Source organism: Aminobacter sp. BA135 (assembly GCF_050859125.1).
GTDB classification, from domain to species: Bacteria; Pseudomonadota; Alphaproteobacteria; order Rhizobiales; family Rhizobiaceae; genus Aminobacter; species Aminobacter ciceronei.
The window spans coordinates 157,611-172,735 of record NZ_CP139573.1; the positions used below are offsets into that span (position 1 = coordinate 157,611).

A 15,125-nucleotide genomic window follows, 5' to 3' on the forward strand; every position below is an offset into this window, starting at 1 on the left:
TCTGCCCCTAGCCGCCGAGATAGGCGCGGCGGACGTCGTCGTTCTCGGCCAGCTCATGCGAAGGCCCAGACAAGGCGATCTTGCCCGTCTCGAGCACATAGGAGTGGCTGGAGAGCTTGAGCGCCATGCGCGAGTTCTGCTCGACGAGAATGACGCTGACGCCATTGTCGCGGTTGATGCTGGTGATGAAGCGGGCGATCTCGCGGACGATGATCGGCGCGATGCCGAGCGACGGTTCGTCGAGCAGCAGAAGCCGCGGCTTGGACATCAGCGCGCGACCGATCGCCACCATCTGCTGCTCGCCGCCCGACAGGCTGCCGGCCTGCTGGCCGATGCGCTCGCGCAAGCGGGGAAACCGGGTCAGAATGCCTTCGAGGTCGGCAGCGACACCCGCATTGTCCTTGCGACGATAGGCGCCCATCAGAAGGTTGTCGCGCACGCTCATGAACGGGAAGATGCGTCGCCCTTCCGGCACCATCGCCACGCCGCGTGCCACGATCTGGTCGGGTCCCTTGCCGTCGATGCGCTCGCCGTCGAACCAGATCTCACCGCTCTCAGGCGCGGTCAGGCCGGTAATGGCGCGCAGGATGGAGGACTTGCCGGCGCCGTTGGCGCCGATGAGGGAAATGATCTCCCCCTCGCCGGCATTGAGGGAAACACCCTTCACGGCGCGAACCCTGCCATAGGACACGGCGAGGTCCCGGATCGAGAATTGCGCGCTCATAGGCCGATCTCCGTGTCTTCCGCGCCGAGATAAGCTTCGATGACCTTCTCGTTCTGCTGGATCTCCGCCGGCGTGCCCTCGGCGATCTTGCTGCCGAAGCTGACGACCACGATGCGTTCACTGACCGACATCACCGCGGCCATGTCGTGCTCGACCAGGATAGGCGTGACGCCCTCGTCGCGAATTTTGCGGATCAGCTCGACGCCGCGCTTGGTCTCGTCCGAGTTCAGCCCGGCAAACGGCTCGTCGAGCAGGATGAGCTTTGGCTTGGCAGCAAGCGCTACCGCGATGCCGAGATTGCGCAGCATGCCGTGCGGCAAGGCGGCGGACACCGTATTGGCAAGATGTGCCATGCCGAGCAGGTCGAGTACGTGATCGGCGTATTCGCCGGCTTCCCGCTCGTCCTTCCTGGCGCGCGGCGTCCGGAAGATCATGCCGGCGAGCGAGGCCTTGCAGTCCTTGTGGTAGCCGAGCAGCACCGTCTCGCGCACGGTCATGTCCTGGAAGCTGGTGTTTTCCTGGAACGTCCTGACGATGCCGTGGCGGGCAACCGCGTGCGGTCCGATGCCGGTAATGTCCTTGCCGTTGAAACGGACGGTTCCGCTCGTCGGGCTGAGGAAGGAGGCGATCAGCTTGAAGCAGGTGCTCTTGCCGGCGCCGTTGGGCCCGATGATGGAAAGGATCTCGCCCGCATCCAACGTGAAGTTCAGGTCGTTCACTGCGGTCAGGCCGCCGAAGATCTTGGTCAATCCGCGAACTTCAAGCATTGGATGCCTCCTCTGACTTGCCGGAGCGCCGCTTGATGACGCTCAGGATTCCGTTCGGCATGAGCAGGATGCACAGGATCATCAGGCCGGAGAAAATGACGGTCTGATAGCGCTGGAACTCATGCAGGAGTTCGAAGCTGCTCATCATGACGACGGCGCCGACCAGCGGGCCAACGACGAATTCGAGACCGCCGACGAAGCAGTAGACCATGAAGTAGACGCTATCGAGCACCTGGAAAGTGGTGGGGTAGACGTTCTGCTGCAGGGTGGCGAAGAAGGCACCGCCGACGCCGGCATAGAAGCAGCTGACCATGAAGGCGACGACACGATACTTGGCGACATTGATGCCAAGACTCGACGCCAAATCCTCGTTCTGCCTGAGCGAGCGGAACACGGCGCCGACGCGGCTGGTGTCGAGAAGCCACATGAACCAAAGGCCAAGCAGCATAAGCGTGCCGGCGAGGTAGAAGAACGGCAGCCGCGCGCCCTTTTCGAAGGCCGGAATGATGGTCAGGCCGAACAACGACAATTCGCTGGGACGACGATGCCCTGGGCGCCATTGGTCAGGGCCGGAAAACTCAACGCAGTCAGGCGGCAGGCCTCGGTGATGCAGAGCGTGATCATGGCGAAATAGACGCCCTTGAGACGCAGCACCGGCCAGCCGATCAGGCCGCCGAGCAGGGCCGCGACTGCTCCCGACAGTGGCAGGCAGATCCAGAACGAGACGCCGAGCCGCGACACCAGGATGGCTGTTACGTATGCGCCGATCAGCGCAAATCCTGCCTGGGCAAGGTTGATGCGACCGATGGCGAAGGTCAGCCAGACACCGAAGCTGATGAAGCTGACGGCAGCCATGGTGGTGAACACGTTGAGCAGGTAGCCATTGGCGCCGAAGACCAGCGGAATGGCAAGGAAGTAACCTGCCGCAATCAGCAGCCCCAGCCCGATGGGCTTCAGCGAGGAGCTTCGCTGCTCGCTTGGGGACAGGTTCACATTTGGCATGGATATGGTCTTTTGCATGGTCGTCTCAGCCCCAGGGCTTACCCATGATCCCGTTCGGCCTCACGATGAGGAAGCAGATCACGATCAGGAAGATGATGAGAAAGGTCAGCGAGCCCGGCAAAAGCGCGTAGCCGACGGATTCGAGGAAACCGAGGACGAAGCCGCCAAGGATGGCGCCGGAGAGCACGCCCGCACCACCGATCATGATCATCAGGAATGCCTTGATCGAGATGGCCGTGCCGGCGCCGGTGTGGACGGCGAAGATTGCCACGAGCAGCCCCCCGGACAGGCCGGCAAGGCCGGTCCCGAGGCCGAAGCCCATGGCCGAGAGCCACTTGAGATTGACGCCCTGAAGAGCGGTCGCCTCGCGGTCCTGTGCCATGGCCCTCAGCGCCCGGCCGGTCTTGGTGTAGCCGATAAAGGCCATCAAGGCGGCGATCAGCATCGCTGCGACGACGATGACGACGATGCGTCCGGTGGGTAGCCTGGCATCGAAAACCTCGATGACGCCGGTCGCGATTGGGGGAACGCCGCGCTGCTTTTCGCCGAAGACGATCAGCGCCAGGCTTTCGAGGAACACCGCCGTGCCCATGGCCAGCAGCATCGTCACCTCCTCGCGCTTGACGCGCAGCATCACCGGTCGGAACAGGAACAGCTCCATGGCCACGCCGAGCAGGCCGACGATCAGGAAGGACATGACGAGGCCGAACCAGAACGGCAGCCCGAACACGACATTGAAGTAGTAAACGACGAACCCGCCGATCATGTAGAGCTGACCATGGGCAAAATTCACCACCTTCATGATGCTGAAAATGATGGTGATGCCGAGCGCGATCAGCGCGTAAGTCGTTCCGACGACAAGTGCATTGAGCATAACCTGCGTCATGCGAAGTCTCCTGTGCGAGGATGGACCTTCCGCCCATCCGCGGTCCGCGTCATGCGGACCTCATGCGAGGGAAGTGCGGGCGGCGGTCATTGGGGGCGAACCGCCGCCCGTGTTCGTCAGTCAGGGAGTTTTCCGACGAACAGCGGCTTGTATTCGCCGTTTTCGACCTGCTGCACGACGATCGGCACGGAGACCTGACGCGGCTGGCCGTAGTCGGTGCGGCCGACATATTTCAACTCGCCGCCGTCCTTGAGGAACGGGTTCTTGCCGACGAAGCCGTCGAGTGCCGCCTTGAACACATTGGTGTCCTCGATCGCCTTGGGTCCGGCGCTCTGCAGCGTCTGGATCATGATCTCGGGACCGTAGACATAGAGGCCGGCGACATCGTTCCACTCGCCCCAGTCCTTGGTGTAGCGCTCGATGAACTTGACCATAAAGTCGCTGCGGATCGCCTCGGTGCTGGCACCGCCCGCGGCAATGAACCCGTTCGACGCGTCGCCGGCCACTTCGTATATGGCCTTCGGGTCCTGCCCGGTCTCGGTGCTCATGGTTCCCGTGAAGCCAAGTTCACGCGCCGCCTTGATCAGCGGGCCGACATCCGAGGGCGATACGCCTGACAGCACGATGTGATCCGGCGAGGTACCGATCACCTTGGTCAGGATCGGAAAGAAGTCGGTGGTGCCGGACTCGTAGGTTTCCTGGTCGGAGACGACCTCCAGGCCGAGCGCCTTGGCGCCGGCTGAGCCTTCGTCACGCTGCTTGATGGGATCGGCGTTGTTTTCGGAGACAAAGGCGATCTTCTTCACGCCCTTGTTGTCCATCAGCCATTTGTAGATGACCGGGCCGACTTGGTAAGATGCCACCATGCCGAGGATCGACTGGGAGGCAGGTGCCTTGTAGAGCGACTTGGAGAAGGCGTAGGGCATGTTGACCGTGCCATTCGCCTCCATGACGGTCTTGGCGCTTTCCGCCGTGGAGTCAGTGTTCGGCCCCTGGATATATTTGACACCTTCCGACACCAGCTTTTCGGCACCGGTCTGGGCGCCCTTGGGATCGCCCTTGTCGTCGACGCACACGACCTCGATCTTGTAGGTCTTGTCACCGATCGCCACGCCGCCGTCGTCGTTCCACATGCCGGCCCGTGACTTGAACGTCTGGCACATGACGCCACCCCAGCCGGCAAACGGCCCGCTCATCACGCCCAGGGCACCGATCTTCAGAGTTTCTTCGGCATATGCCGAAGATCCAAACACCAATGCTCCGGTTGCCGTTCCTAATATAAGCACCCTGCGCAGGGCACTTTGTCTCTGCTGACGCAAAATCATCTTGTCCTCCATTGTGATACTCGGCCTTCATCTGCAATTGAACCCATGTCAATTGGTTCAATATGCTCAGATTACGCAGTTATGTTCCCTTGTTTTTGTTGTTATTTGAGCGTATGTCTGGCACTTGAAGGTGTCAATTACTTCATTGACACGGTGTCAAAGTAGCGAGAGCCGCATGAACTGGAAGCCGGAGATCAGGAAGGGCGCCGGGCCGATCTACGTGGCGATCTGCGATGCGCTCGAGCGCGGAATAGCCGAAGGTCAGTTGCAGCCCGGCGAGAAGCTGCCGCCGCACCGCGACCTCGCCTATCGGCTGGGCGTGACGGTCGGGACGATTGCGCGAGCCTACACCGAAGCGGCGGTAAGAGGCCTCGTCGTCGGCGAGGTCGGCCGCGGCACGTTCATCAACGACTTCGACAATCATCGCGACGACATCACCCGGCTGGTGGTGCCGGAAAAACCCCAACCGGAGGTAATCGACCTCGGACTGAACCTTTCCGCCATTGGTGAAGCCGACGAAATCCTCAGGTCGACCCTGAAGGATCTGTCGCGCTCAGGCTCGCTCGACGCGCTTCTCACCTATCAGCCCAGCGCGGGCATGATCTCGCACCGCGCCGTCGCATCGCAATGGCTGGAGGGTATCGGGATCAGGGCGCATCCGGACAATGTCATCATCTGCAATGGTGGACAGCACGGCCTTCTGATCAGCATGATGGCGCTGGCCGGCCATGGCGAGTCAATTGCCACGGAACAGCTGACTTATCCGGGTGCAAGGGCCATCGCGCATCAGCTCGGCATCAATCTTGCCGCGGTTCAAATGGACGAAGAGGGCCTGGACCCTGCGGCCCTTCGCGAACTCTGCGAGACAAAGCGGCCGAAGGCGCTCTATTGCATGCCCGTCCTGCAGAACCCGACGACGATCACCATGTCCGAACAACGGATGCGGGAGATCGCCAAGATCGTCGAGGAGTATGGCCTCTGGATCATCGAAGACGACGTCTACGGCTTCCTGGCCAAGGACCGGCCGCGACCTTTCGCGTCGCTCATCCCGGAACGGACCATCTACCTCACCAGCGCCTCCAAGAGCATGGCGCCTGGCTTGCGTATCGGCTTCCTGGTGGTACCGGCCAAGCTCAGCCGCTCCGTCCAGGAGATCGTCACCATGAGCAACTGGATGTCGCCACCGTTCATGGCGGCGATCGTGACCAACTGGATGGCAAATGGCTATGCCGACAAGCTGATCGCCTGGCACCGCAACCAGGCGCATGAGCGCCAGGAGGTGGCCCATCGAATCCTCGGCCACCATGCGGAGCACGCGTCCACATCCTGCTATCACCTCTGGCTGCAGCTTCCCGAACCCTGGCGAATGGATTCGTTCTCCGCCACAGCCCTGCGCGAGGGCGTCAGGGTGATCACCGCCGACGCCTTTGCGGTGAAACGCGATCACGCACCGCACGCGGTGCGGCTTTGCCTGGGAGCAGCACACTCCCTGCCGCAGATCGCGCTGGGCCTGAACCGGCTGATGGGCCTGCTCAACTCGCAGCCCAAGCCGCACATGGATCTGCAATCGATCGGCTATGTGTAGCCGGGAAGGCGGACGGAGAGCGGAAGCTGGAGCCGCTTATGCGCGAGCCTTTTGCAGGGCGCGCCCGTTGTAAACCGTACCCTCGGCCTGACCTTGCGCGCCCCGCCGAACCGCTACGCGATCGAGCTGCGGAAACTGGGGTTCCAGCTTGTCCCAGATCCAGCGCGCGACATTCTCGAGCGACGGCACGGACAGCCCCTCGATCTCATTGAGATATTTGTGGTCGAGGGTCATCCGGACGACCTCTATCTGCTGTTCCAGCTCATAGAGATTGGCCGGCCAGCCAAAGACCGGGTCGGGGTCTCCGACGAGGTGGACGCTGACCTGGAACGAGTGACCGTGGAGGCCCGAAAAAGGCTGCAGCTGGTGTGCTGCCTCGAAGGTGAACTCCTTGTAAGTCTCGATCATTTTGCCGTCCTGCCCATCGTCATGCTCAACCTGGTGCCGGATATCTGCCACCGGCTTCTGAGCCGGTCAATTCGATCAGAACAAGAAACATCCGCTTGCTACTTGCTGATGCACGATATGGTGCTGATTATTGTGGCATATTCAACGTCGTTAATGTGTTTTTCAGTGACCTTTGGCATGGTCCGATGCAAACTGACGGTGCCGGGGAGTACGTGCTAATGAATCATCTTGTGTCTTCAATCATCCGCGCGGTGACGGTGGCTACGTCACTGGCACTTTTCGCGCTGTCGTCGGCTCAGGCCGAAGACAGCAAACTGCAGGCACCCAAGGGCACCCCGATCCTGGTCATCGAAGGCAAGATCAGCGTCACGAATGGCAATGGTGTGGCCTCGTTTGACCGCGACATGCTCGAAGCGCTCGGCGTTACGTCGATCGAGACCACGACACCGTGGTTTACGGGCATGGTCAAGTTCGAGGGCGTTCCGCTCCAGAAGATCATGGAACTCGTGGGCGCCGACGGCAAGGAGGCCGTTGCAGTTGCCCTCAACGACTACAAGACAACGATCCCGACGGAGGATTTTGCGCTCCACAACGTGCTGTTGGCACTCAAGCGCGACGGCCACTACATGGAGGTCAGCGACAAGGGCCCGCTGTTCATCGTCTATCCTTATGACAGCAAGCCGGAGCTTCAGAGCCAGAAGTTCTATTCGCGTTCGGTTTGGCAGCTGGCCCGGTTGATCATCCGGTAGGGAAGATGTCATGGCCGCTTTGTTAGCGCCTGGATCCCGCCGTGCATTTGCATTCCATCTGCTCAAGGCACTGCTGATTGGCACGATTGCCGTCTTCGCTGTCGCCGCTGCCTATTTGTCCGTCGTCATCTTCGAACGTCAGGCATCTATCGGGAAGCTCTCGCGATACGACGTGGCGTGGAGTGCCAGCCAGGGCGTCAACGAATATCTGCGCCTCTACCAGCGGGTGGCCACGCTGGCCGCTTCGCCAAACGATCAGCTCAAGGCCGACACGCAGCTTCGCTTTCAGATTCTGAAGAGCCGGCTCGGTGGCTTCAGCACCGGCCAGTTCAAGGAATTTGTCGCCGAGGCGCCCGAGCGAAAGGCAACAGTCGCCCAGCTGTCCAAGTTCGTCGAGGACATGGATGGCGTCATTACCAGGATCGACACCCCGGGCCAGGCGCAATCCATACTTACGTCGATGCGCGCGCTGGAGGCTGAACTGATCGGCCTCGCCTCGGAGGCCAACCAGTACAGCGCCGTCCAGGCGGCCAAGGTCGACGACGAGCTGTTGCGCCTCCATAGCGGCTTCTCCGCCGTGGCGATCGGCTTCTTCCTGTGCAGCCTTGCCTTCATCGCGCTTCTTGGGTGGCACAACCGGCTGCTGACGCAGACGTTCGATGCCCTCAATGCGGCCAATGACGATCTGCGCCGTACCTCCGACGACCTGGAGACGGCCAACGCCGCGGTGCTCGGCGCGAACCACGCGCTCGCCACCCAGAACGGCCTGTTTGATGCGGCGCTCAGCAACATGTCCCAGGGCCTGTGCATGTTCGATGCCGACCAGCGGCTCATCGTCAGCAACAGCAAATTCGCCGCCATGTACGGCTTGTCGGACGACAGCCTTGCACCCGGAACCACGCCCCAGCAGATCATGCAGGCGTCGATCGATGCCGCAACGTCAACTCAACATAGTGCCGAACTTGCCCATCGCTCCCAGCAACAGCTGATTGAAAAGGGCCAGCCCGGCGTCCTGTTGCAGAAGCTCGTCGACGGCCGCATTGTCTCGATCCTGCATCAGCCGATGGATTCGGGCGGGTGGGTTGCCACCTATGAGGACATCACCGAACGCCATCTCTCGGAAGAACGCATCGCCCATATGGCGCGCCACGATCCTCTGACCGGGTTGCCAAACCGCCTGATGCTGCGCGAGCGACTGGAGCAGGAGCTGGCGCATGGCCGCAGGCACCACCAGGATACCGCGGTCCTCTGCCTCGACCTGGACAACTTCAAGAACGTCAACGACACGCTCGGCCATCCCGTCGGCGACGCATTGCTGCGCGAGGTTGCCAACCGCGTTTCGGGCATGGTTCGTGAATATGACGTCGTTGCACGCCTCGGCGGTGACGAGTTCATCGTCATCCAGCCGGCGGTCGGACGTGACGATGTCGCCCATGTCGCGCAACGGCTGATCGAGGCGCTCGAGGAACCGTACCATCTCGACGCCCACCACATCGTCATTGGAGCAAGCATCGGCATCGCACTGGCGTCGGATTGCGATGGGGTTGCCGACGACCTGGTGAAGAATGCCGACCTGGCGCTTTACCGTGCCAAGAGCGATGGCCGCGGCAGTTACCAGTTCTACGCGCCGGAGATGGACGACCGGCTGCAACGTCGTCGCATGCTCGAACTCGATCTCAGGGCCGCTGATTTCGACAAGGAGTTCGAGCTTGTCTTCCAGCCGATCGTCAATCTCAAGAGCAAGCAGGTCGCCGTGGTCGAGGCATTGCTGCGCTGGCCCGGTTGCCAGCGTGGCCAAATCCGGCCCGACGAGTTTATCCCGATCGCCGAAAGCACGGGCCTGATCGTACAGCTAGGCGCCTGGGTGCTCGAAAGGGCCTGCCGGGAAGCCATCAAATTGCCGGGCAGCGTCAACGTTGCGGTCAATCTGTCGCCGGGCCAGTTCAGGCGGGGAAACATCGTCGACACTGTCGCCAACGTATTAAAGCTGACAGGCCTTGCCCCCGAGCGGCTTGAACTCGAAATCACCGAATCCCTGCTGTTGGGCGACAACAAGGAAACCCTGCTCGCCCTGAACCGGCTGCATGCGCTTGGCGTCAAGATTTCGCTCGACGATTTCGGGACGGGATATTCGTCCCTCAGCTATCTCAGGAATTTCCCCGTCGACAAGGTCAAGATCGACCGCACCTTCATCGCCGAAATCGCCGGCAATCGCGACCATTGGGCGATCGTCAGCGCGATCGTCAATCTCTCGCATGCGCTGGAAATGACCACTGTCGCCGAGGGCATCGAGACCGAGGAACAGCTGCTGATCGTCCGGGCCACCGGATGCGACGCCGTCCAGGGACACTTCTTCAGTCCCCCAATGTCGGTTGCACAGCTCCGGCGATATCTCGAAGACCAGCGTGCGAAGCTGACGCTCGCATAAGACGCGCACCGGGACGTCGCGCCAGGTGGTCGGTACGCTGGTCCTCAACAGACGAAATCAGCCAGCGTCATTCATTTGTCTTCGCCGAGGAAAACAACCGCGCCCTGATCGAGCACATGCTGCAGCCGATCCAGAACATGTCCGGAACCGAGTTCGCCGACGACGTAGAGATGGTCACCTTCGAAACGAACCGGCCAGTGCATGTTGCCGGCGCAATATCCCAGCTCGATACCCGCAGCGGCATCGGCCGCCTTGAAAACCAGCCACCGTTCCGGTTCGGCGCGCACGACGATGGCGCGCTTGTCCTCGATCAATAACACCGCGCCGTCGACGAGCCGCTGCGTACGCGGCAGGGAGATGGCGCAGAGCGTGCCACGATCGGTTCTTGCCGACAGGCGACGTCGCGCGATTTCGTCGGTGTCGAGCATGATGAACTCGACACGACCTTCATGGTCCAACAGATGAAGTCGGGCGCTCAGCTGCTGGTCGGCCGCCAATCCGACAATCGAATTCAGCTTCAACATTCGAGGCTCCCTGGAGCGATAGGCCGCTGGGTTACAAGGCAATTTGCAGCTTGCTTCCAGGTCAGATCCCCAGATGCGCGTCGACAGTCTCCCTGTCGTAGAGCTGGTCCGGAGAAATCTCGGCAACGAATGCGCCCTTCTGGATGATCAGCACACGGTCGGCCAACTGGCGGATGAAGCGGATGTCCTGCTCAACGAGGATGATCCCAAGGCCGAGCGTGACCTTCAGCTCGCCGAGTTTCTCGGCGATGAGATCGACGATCGACGGCTGGATGCCTTCGGTCGGCTCGTCGAGCAGGATCAGCTTCGGCCGCCCTGCAAGGCAGCGGGCCAGCGCCAGGATCTGTTGCTGCCCACCCGACAGCCCTCGCCCCGGTCTCTCGAGCAGATCCTTCAGCACCGGGAAATGACCGAGCATCTCGGGTATCGCGCTTTCGCCGCCGCGCATGATTTCCCCCATCTTCAGGTTCTCCATGACGGAGAGCAGCGGGAAGATGTCGCGGCCCTGCGGCACGTAGCCGATGCCGGCCCGGGCGCGCTCGGACGGGCTGGCGAAAGTGACATCGCGGCCGTCGAACTCGATACGTCCTTGCGTCGTCTTGATCTGGCCGACGAGCGTGCGCAACAGGGTGGTCTTGCCCATGCCGTTGTGGCCAAGGATGCCGATGACCTCGCCAGGCTTCATGGCGAAGTTGATGCCGTGCAGGATCGGGATCCGGCCGTAGCCGGAGTGCAGGTTCTTGACCTCAATCATCTTCGGATTTCCCCAGATAGACTTCACGGACAAGCTCGTTCCCCTGAACCTTGTCCATCGTGTCCTCGATCAGCACGCGCCCCTGGTGGAACACCGTCACCGTCTGCGCGATCTGCTTGATGAACTGCATGTCGTGCTCGACAACGACGATTGCCGCCGACTTGTTGACCTCGCGAATGAGCTCGGCGGTCTTGTTGGTCTCATCCGCCGTCATTCCTGCTGCCGGCTCGTCGAGCAGGATCAGTTTGGGCTCGAGAGCAACCACCATGGCAAGCTCGACCCATTGACGCTGGCCATGAGCAAGTTCGCCGACCAGCCTGCCCGTCAGCGAGGTCAGTCCCAGCCGCTCCATGACGTCCTTGCCCTTGGCCGCGGCGCGCGCCTTGCCGTGGCGCGACCTGGCCGCAACGGAGATGTTTTCCGCCACCGTCAGGTTGTTGAACACGTCGGGCACCTGGTTCTTGATGCCGATGCCGAGCCGGCTGACCTGATGCGGTTGGGCGCGGGTGATGTCGACGCCATCGAACAGAATCTGGCCCGTCGTCGGCTTGAGTTGCGCCGTGAGCATCTTGAAGAAGGTACTTTTGCCGGCCCCATTGGGACCGATCAGGCAGCGCAGCTCACGCTGCTTCAGGTTGAAGTCGACGCTGGCGATGGCGACGACGCCGCCAAAGCGCTTTTCGAGACCCCGGGTCTCGAGGATGCAGTCGGACGAGGTCATGGCACCCTCCTTTGCTCGACGAGCGGCGCGACATAAGGACGGAACTTCAGCCGCCGAAAGGCATCGCCAACCGTCGGCACCACGCCTTTCGGCACCAGCAGGACAAAGCCGATCAGGATCGTGCCGAGCACCAGATTGGCATTGAGGAGTTGCTGGGCACCGAGCTTGGTGGCGATCCACTGGATGGCAAAACAGCCGACGATGGGGCCGAGCAGCGTGCCGGTGCCACCGACAATCACCCAGATGATCACCTGTGCCGACTGCGCCAGTCCGAAGACATCAGGGCTGATGAACATGCCCCAATTGGCAAACAGACATCCTGCCAGGCCGGCGATGGCGCCACCGATGGTAAAGGTCGCCAGCTTGTAGAAGCGCGCGTCATAACCAAGCAGTTCGGCGCGGCGTTCGTTTTCGCGAATGGCAACGACGACCTGACCGAAGCGGCTCTTCAACATCAGCCGCAGCCCGACATAGACGGCCAGCAATATGAGGCCGGAGAGATAGAACAGGCCGTCAAAGGAGAGCGCGACGTCGGGCCGACCCGGAAGGTTCAGCGGAGGAACCGCCGGGATGCCATTGTAGCCACCGAGAGGTGCTGCGCCGATGACATATTGCGAACCCGATGTCGCGCCCATGACCTTGTAGAGGATCAATGTCACCGTCAGCGTGATGACGCCGAAATAGACGTCTGTGATGCGCGCGTAGAACAGGAAGTAGCCGAGCAACGCCGCAAACAGTCCGGGTACGACGATCGAGAGCAGCAGCGGGATGGTGCTGTCGCCGAAGTTGATGACGGCGATGGCATAGGCATAGGCGCCGATGCCGAAGAAGGCCGACTGGCCAAAACACAGGATGCCGCCATAGCCCCAGATCAGCCCGAGGCTGAGCGCCAGGATCGCCATGATCACATAGGACGTCAGCTCGATCATCATGACCGGGTCGACGAGTTGCGGCAGGGCTAGCAACAGCACCAGCCCCAACGCCGTGGCGGCAACCAAGCCGCCGTTTCCTTGCCAATTCGCGGTCATGCCGCCCTCCTGAAGAAGCGCCCGGTGATGCCTTGCGGCATGAACCGCAGCAGCACGACGGCGGCGGCCAGAAGAGCCACCTCGCCGATAACCGGGGTCGAGAGATATGTGATGATCTGGTCGATCGCGCCAAACATGACGGAGGCCGACACCGTGCCCGCGAGGATGGCCGGCCCGCCGCCGATGACGGTGATGAACGCCTTGGCGACGTAAGCCGCGCCGATTGTCGGCACGATGCCGGTGATCGGCGCCATGACGCCGCCGGCAAGGCCGGCGAGCCCAGCGCCGACACCGAATGTGACGGCATAGACGCGCGACGGATTGACACCCAGTGCGGCGGCCATGTCGGCATTCTGCATCGTGCTGCGCGCGATCAGCCCGTAGCGCGTGAAGCGGAAGACGGCCCAGATGGCCGCGAACACGGCGACTGCGATGACGATGATGATCAGCGAATAGGCGGCGATGCGGTAGTCGCCGATCAGCAGCGAGCCGGCCGGCGCCGAGATGCCTTCGGTGGTATTGCCGAACACTGTTGTCGCCAATCCGACAAGCAGCAGGCTCAGCCCCCAGGTCGCAAGCATTGTGTCGCGCGGCCGGCCATAGAGGAAGCGGATGATCGTCCGCTCGATGACCACGCCGATCAGCCCGACGACGAGGGGACTGATCAACAGCGTGGCGACCCAGATGTTGATGCCCGCCTTTGTCGCGACGATCGCGGCATAGCCGCCGAGCATGAGGAACTCGCCATGCGCGAGGTTGATCACCCGCATCATGCCGAAAATGATGGCCAGTCCGACACTGATCAGCGCCAGGCTTGCGACGGCTTTGAGAGCCTCAAAGAAAAGTACTACGAGCAGGTCCATATCGGGCACAGCCTCCTGGATCGCCGCGGGTCGTTCGCTTCAACGCGAACGGACGACCCGCACGCATTCGGAACATTCAGACCTTGATGACGTACATCGAGTTATCGTCAGGGTTCTTCTTGAGATCGCAGACGCCCGACGTGTCGAGCGGCTGCTGCTGCGAGAAGCTCTCCAGGATGTTGATCTTGCGGTCCTGGATCTGGCCGATGTTGATATCCATGACGCAGTGATGCGTCTGCGGATCGATCGAGAACTTGCCGCTGGGCAGGTCGAGGCTGATGCCCGATTCGAGCGCCTCGATCACCGGCATGCGCTCGGCGGTGCCTGCCTTCTTGACGCCTTCCGCCCACAGATAGACGGACTGGTAGGTGGCCATCGCCAGTTCGGTCACATAGGGGTAGTCGGCACCAAAGCGCTTGTGAAAACGATCGAGGAAGGCCTTGTTGGCCGGCGTGTCGAGCGCTTCGAAATAGTTGAAGCACAGCAGGATACCGTTGGTCTCCTCCGGCGACAGCACCATCTGCTCGCCGCCGATGGTCATCGTCGTCGAGGCCATCGGGATCTGCTTGTTCATGCCTGCAGCGGCCCACTGGCGGTAGAACGACTGGTGCGCGCCGCCGACAAGGACGAGATAAAGGAAATCCGGCTTGGCTTCCTGGATCTTCTGGATCGTCGAGCCGAAATTGGTGACGTCGAGCGGGAAGAAGTCCTCGCCGACGATCTGGCCGCCGTTTTCCGTGCAATATTTCCGGGTCCATGCCGCGGTGATCTGGCCGTAATTGTAGTCGGCGGCCAGCGTGTAGATCTTCTTGCCCCATTTGTTCATCGCATAGGGCACGTGCTTGGACTGCTTCTGTGCCGGCGTAATGCCGGTGCAGAAGATGTTGCGGTCGCAGACCCCGCCTTCATACTGGGTGTTGTAGAAGTAGAGCGTGTTGAGCCGCCGAAGCACCGGCCGCATCACTTCGCGGGATGCCGACGTGATGCCTCCGAATACGGCGGATACCTTGTCCTTCAAGGCTGCCTGCTGGGAGTATTGCGGATAGAGCCGCATGTCGGTCTGGGTGTCGTAGGTGATCAGGCTGATCTGCTTGCCCAGCAGCCCGCCTGCCTGGTTGATCTCCTCGACGGCGAAGGTGATGGCGTCCTGCATCGGCTTTCCGGCCGCATCGAGACCGCCGGAGAGGTCGAGCAGGCTGGCGATCCTGATCGTGTCCTCTTGCGCGAAAGCGCGGCCACCAATGCTGGCCAGACCGAGCCCCGCCGCGGCTCCGGCGCCCGTCTTGAGAAGTGTGCGGCGATTGAGGTGTGAATTCATTATCATTTTTGTTCCCCTGTTTTCCGCGGCCGACGCCAATGCG

Annotated in this window: 16 protein-coding genes; 3 read left to right on the forward strand and 13 right to left on the reverse strand. The window is 61.6% G+C overall.

Features of this window, described 5'->3' with window-relative positions:
• Positions 1-7 precede the first annotated feature (7 nt).
• From SLT36_RS28720 to SLT36_RS28745, 6 genes are all read right to left on the reverse strand, one after another.
• Positions 8-724, reverse strand: a complete 717-nt coding sequence (locus tag SLT36_RS28720; RefSeq protein ID WP_182574681.1) for an ABC transporter ATP-binding protein — start codon at positions 722-724, stop codon at positions 8-10.
• Entirely contained in the window at positions 721-1,491 is a 771-nt protein-coding gene (locus SLT36_RS28725; protein WP_432289042.1) for an ABC transporter ATP-binding protein, read from the reverse strand. Before SLT36_RS28725 ends, SLT36_RS28720 begins: the two co-directional genes overlap by 4 nt.
• Positions 1,484-2,014 (reverse strand): branched-chain amino acid ABC transporter permease, encoded by a 531-nt coding sequence (locus SLT36_RS28730; protein WP_432289043.1) that lies wholly within the window; start codon positions 2,012-2,014, stop codon positions 1,484-1,486. The genes SLT36_RS28725 and SLT36_RS28730 overlap by 8 nt, the downstream gene beginning before the upstream one ends.
• Complete coding sequence (locus SLT36_RS28735) at positions 2,002-2,511, reverse strand: branched-chain amino acid ABC transporter permease (protein WP_432289045.1); 510 nt, start codon at positions 2,509-2,511, stop codon at positions 2,002-2,004. Before SLT36_RS28735 ends, SLT36_RS28730 begins: the two co-directional genes overlap by 13 nt.
• Before the next feature lie 7 nt (positions 2,512-2,518).
• Complete coding sequence (locus SLT36_RS28740) at positions 2,519-3,379, reverse strand: branched-chain amino acid ABC transporter permease (RefSeq protein ID WP_067967374.1); 861 nt, start codon at positions 3,377-3,379, stop codon at positions 2,519-2,521.
• A gap of 116 nt (positions 3,380-3,495) precedes the next feature.
• A complete protein-coding gene (locus SLT36_RS28745; protein ID WP_210283806.1) occupies positions 3,496-4,632 on the reverse strand; it encodes an ABC transporter substrate-binding protein in 1,137 nt (378 codons plus the stop codon).
• Between the two features lie 247 nt (positions 4,633-4,879).
• Between SLT36_RS28745 and SLT36_RS28750 the strand changes: the two genes are divergently transcribed.
• Positions 4,880-6,289 (forward strand): PLP-dependent aminotransferase family protein, encoded by a 1,410-nt coding sequence (locus SLT36_RS28750; protein ID WP_432289047.1) that lies wholly within the window; start codon positions 4,880-4,882, stop codon positions 6,287-6,289.
• Positions 6,290-6,325: 36 nt separating this feature from the next.
• Here the strand turns inward: SLT36_RS28750 and SLT36_RS28755 are convergent, their stop codons facing one another.
• On the reverse strand, positions 6,326-6,697 hold the full coding sequence (locus tag SLT36_RS28755) for a 6-pyruvoyl trahydropterin synthase family protein (protein WP_067968412.1): 372 nt from the start codon (positions 6,695-6,697) through the stop codon (positions 6,326-6,328).
• Positions 6,698-6,915: 218 nt separating this feature from the next.
• Here SLT36_RS28755 and SLT36_RS28760 point away from each other — a divergent pair, with 218 nt between their 5' ends.
• Positions 6,916-7,446, forward strand: a complete 531-nt coding sequence (locus tag SLT36_RS28760; protein ID WP_432289048.1) for a molybdopterin-dependent oxidoreductase — start codon at positions 6,916-6,918, stop codon at positions 7,444-7,446.
• 10 nt (positions 7,447-7,456) lie between these two features.
• Complete coding sequence (locus SLT36_RS28765) at positions 7,457-9,874, forward strand: putative bifunctional diguanylate cyclase/phosphodiesterase (RefSeq protein ID WP_432289050.1); 2,418 nt, start codon at positions 7,457-7,459, stop codon at positions 9,872-9,874.
• A gap of 71 nt (positions 9,875-9,945) precedes the next feature.
• Here SLT36_RS28765 and SLT36_RS28770 read toward each other — a convergent pair whose 3' ends face one another.
• From SLT36_RS28770 to SLT36_RS28795, 6 genes are all read right to left on the reverse strand, one after another.
• Entirely contained in the window at positions 9,946-10,398 is a 453-nt protein-coding gene (locus tag SLT36_RS28770; RefSeq protein ID WP_432289051.1) for an urease accessory protein UreE, read from the reverse strand.
• Between the two features lie 61 nt (positions 10,399-10,459).
• Positions 10,460-11,152 carry an ABC transporter ATP-binding protein gene (locus tag SLT36_RS28775; protein WP_432289053.1) on the reverse strand — a complete coding sequence of 231 codons (693 nt, stop codon included), beginning with the start codon at positions 11,150-11,152 and terminating at the stop codon, positions 10,460-10,462.
• Positions 11,145-11,873, reverse strand: coding sequence for an ATP-binding cassette domain-containing protein (locus tag SLT36_RS28780; protein ID WP_432289054.1), 729 nt, complete (start codon positions 11,871-11,873; stop codon positions 11,145-11,147). Before SLT36_RS28780 ends, SLT36_RS28775 begins: the two co-directional genes overlap by 8 nt.
• Positions 11,870-12,901, reverse strand: coding sequence for a branched-chain amino acid ABC transporter permease (locus tag SLT36_RS28785; RefSeq protein ID WP_432289056.1), 1,032 nt, complete (start codon positions 12,899-12,901; stop codon positions 11,870-11,872). Before SLT36_RS28785 ends, SLT36_RS28780 begins: the two co-directional genes overlap by 4 nt.
• The gene (locus tag SLT36_RS28790) at positions 12,898-13,764 is read right to left on the reverse strand and encodes a branched-chain amino acid ABC transporter permease (protein WP_432289058.1); all 867 of its coding nucleotides are present in this window, start codon (positions 13,762-13,764) and stop codon (positions 12,898-12,900) included. The genes SLT36_RS28785 and SLT36_RS28790 overlap by 4 nt, the downstream gene beginning before the upstream one ends.
• Before the next feature lie 76 nt (positions 13,765-13,840).
• Positions 13,841-15,088 carry an urea ABC transporter substrate-binding protein gene (locus SLT36_RS28795; RefSeq protein ID WP_432289060.1) on the reverse strand — a complete coding sequence of 416 codons (1,248 nt, stop codon included), beginning with the start codon at positions 15,086-15,088 and terminating at the stop codon, positions 13,841-13,843.
• Positions 15,089-15,125 lie beyond the last annotated feature (37 nt).

Coding starts and splice junctions, on each gene's coding strand:
- SLT36_RS28720 (WP_182574681.1), bottom strand. CDS start 724: ATGAGCGCGCAATTCTCGATCCGGGACCTCGCCGTGTCCTATGGCAGG.
- SLT36_RS28725 (WP_432289042.1), bottom strand. CDS start 1,491: ATGCTTGAAGTTCGCGGATTGACCAAGATCTTCGGCGGCCTGACCGCA.
- SLT36_RS28735 (WP_432289045.1), bottom strand. CDS start 2,511: ATGCAAAAGACCATATCCATGCCAAATGTGAACCTGTCCCCAAGCGAG.
- SLT36_RS28740 (WP_067967374.1), bottom strand. CDS start 3,379: ATGACGCAGGTTATGCTCAATGCACTTGTCGTCGGAACGACTTACGCG.
- SLT36_RS28750 (WP_432289047.1), top strand. CDS start 4,880: ATGAACTGGAAGCCGGAGATCAGGAAGGGCGCCGGGCCGATCTACGTG.
- SLT36_RS28755 (WP_067968412.1), bottom strand. CDS start 6,697: ATGATCGAGACTTACAAGGAGTTCACCTTCGAGGCAGCACACCAGCTG.
- SLT36_RS28760 (WP_432289048.1), top strand. CDS start 6,916: ATGAATCATCTTGTGTCTTCAATCATCCGCGCGGTGACGGTGGCTACG.
- SLT36_RS28765 (WP_432289050.1), top strand. CDS start 7,457: ATGGCCGCTTTGTTAGCGCCTGGATCCCGCCGTGCATTTGCATTCCAT.
- SLT36_RS28770 (WP_432289051.1), bottom strand. CDS start 10,398: ATGTTGAAGCTGAATTCGATTGTCGGATTGGCGGCCGACCAGCAGCTG.
- SLT36_RS28775 (WP_432289053.1), bottom strand. CDS start 11,152: ATGATTGAGGTCAAGAACCTGCACTCCGGCTACGGCCGGATCCCGATC.
- SLT36_RS28780 (WP_432289054.1), bottom strand. CDS start 11,873: ATGACCTCGTCCGACTGCATCCTCGAGACCCGGGGTCTCGAAAAGCGC.
- SLT36_RS28785 (WP_432289056.1), bottom strand. CDS start 12,901: ATGACCGCGAATTGGCAAGGAAACGGCGGCTTGGTTGCCGCCACGGCG.
- SLT36_RS28790 (WP_432289058.1), bottom strand. CDS start 13,764: ATGGACCTGCTCGTAGTACTTTTCTTTGAGGCTCTCAAAGCCGTCGCA.
- SLT36_RS28795 (WP_432289060.1), bottom strand. CDS start 15,088: ATGATAATGAATTCACACCTCAATCGCCGCACACTTCTCAAGACGGGC.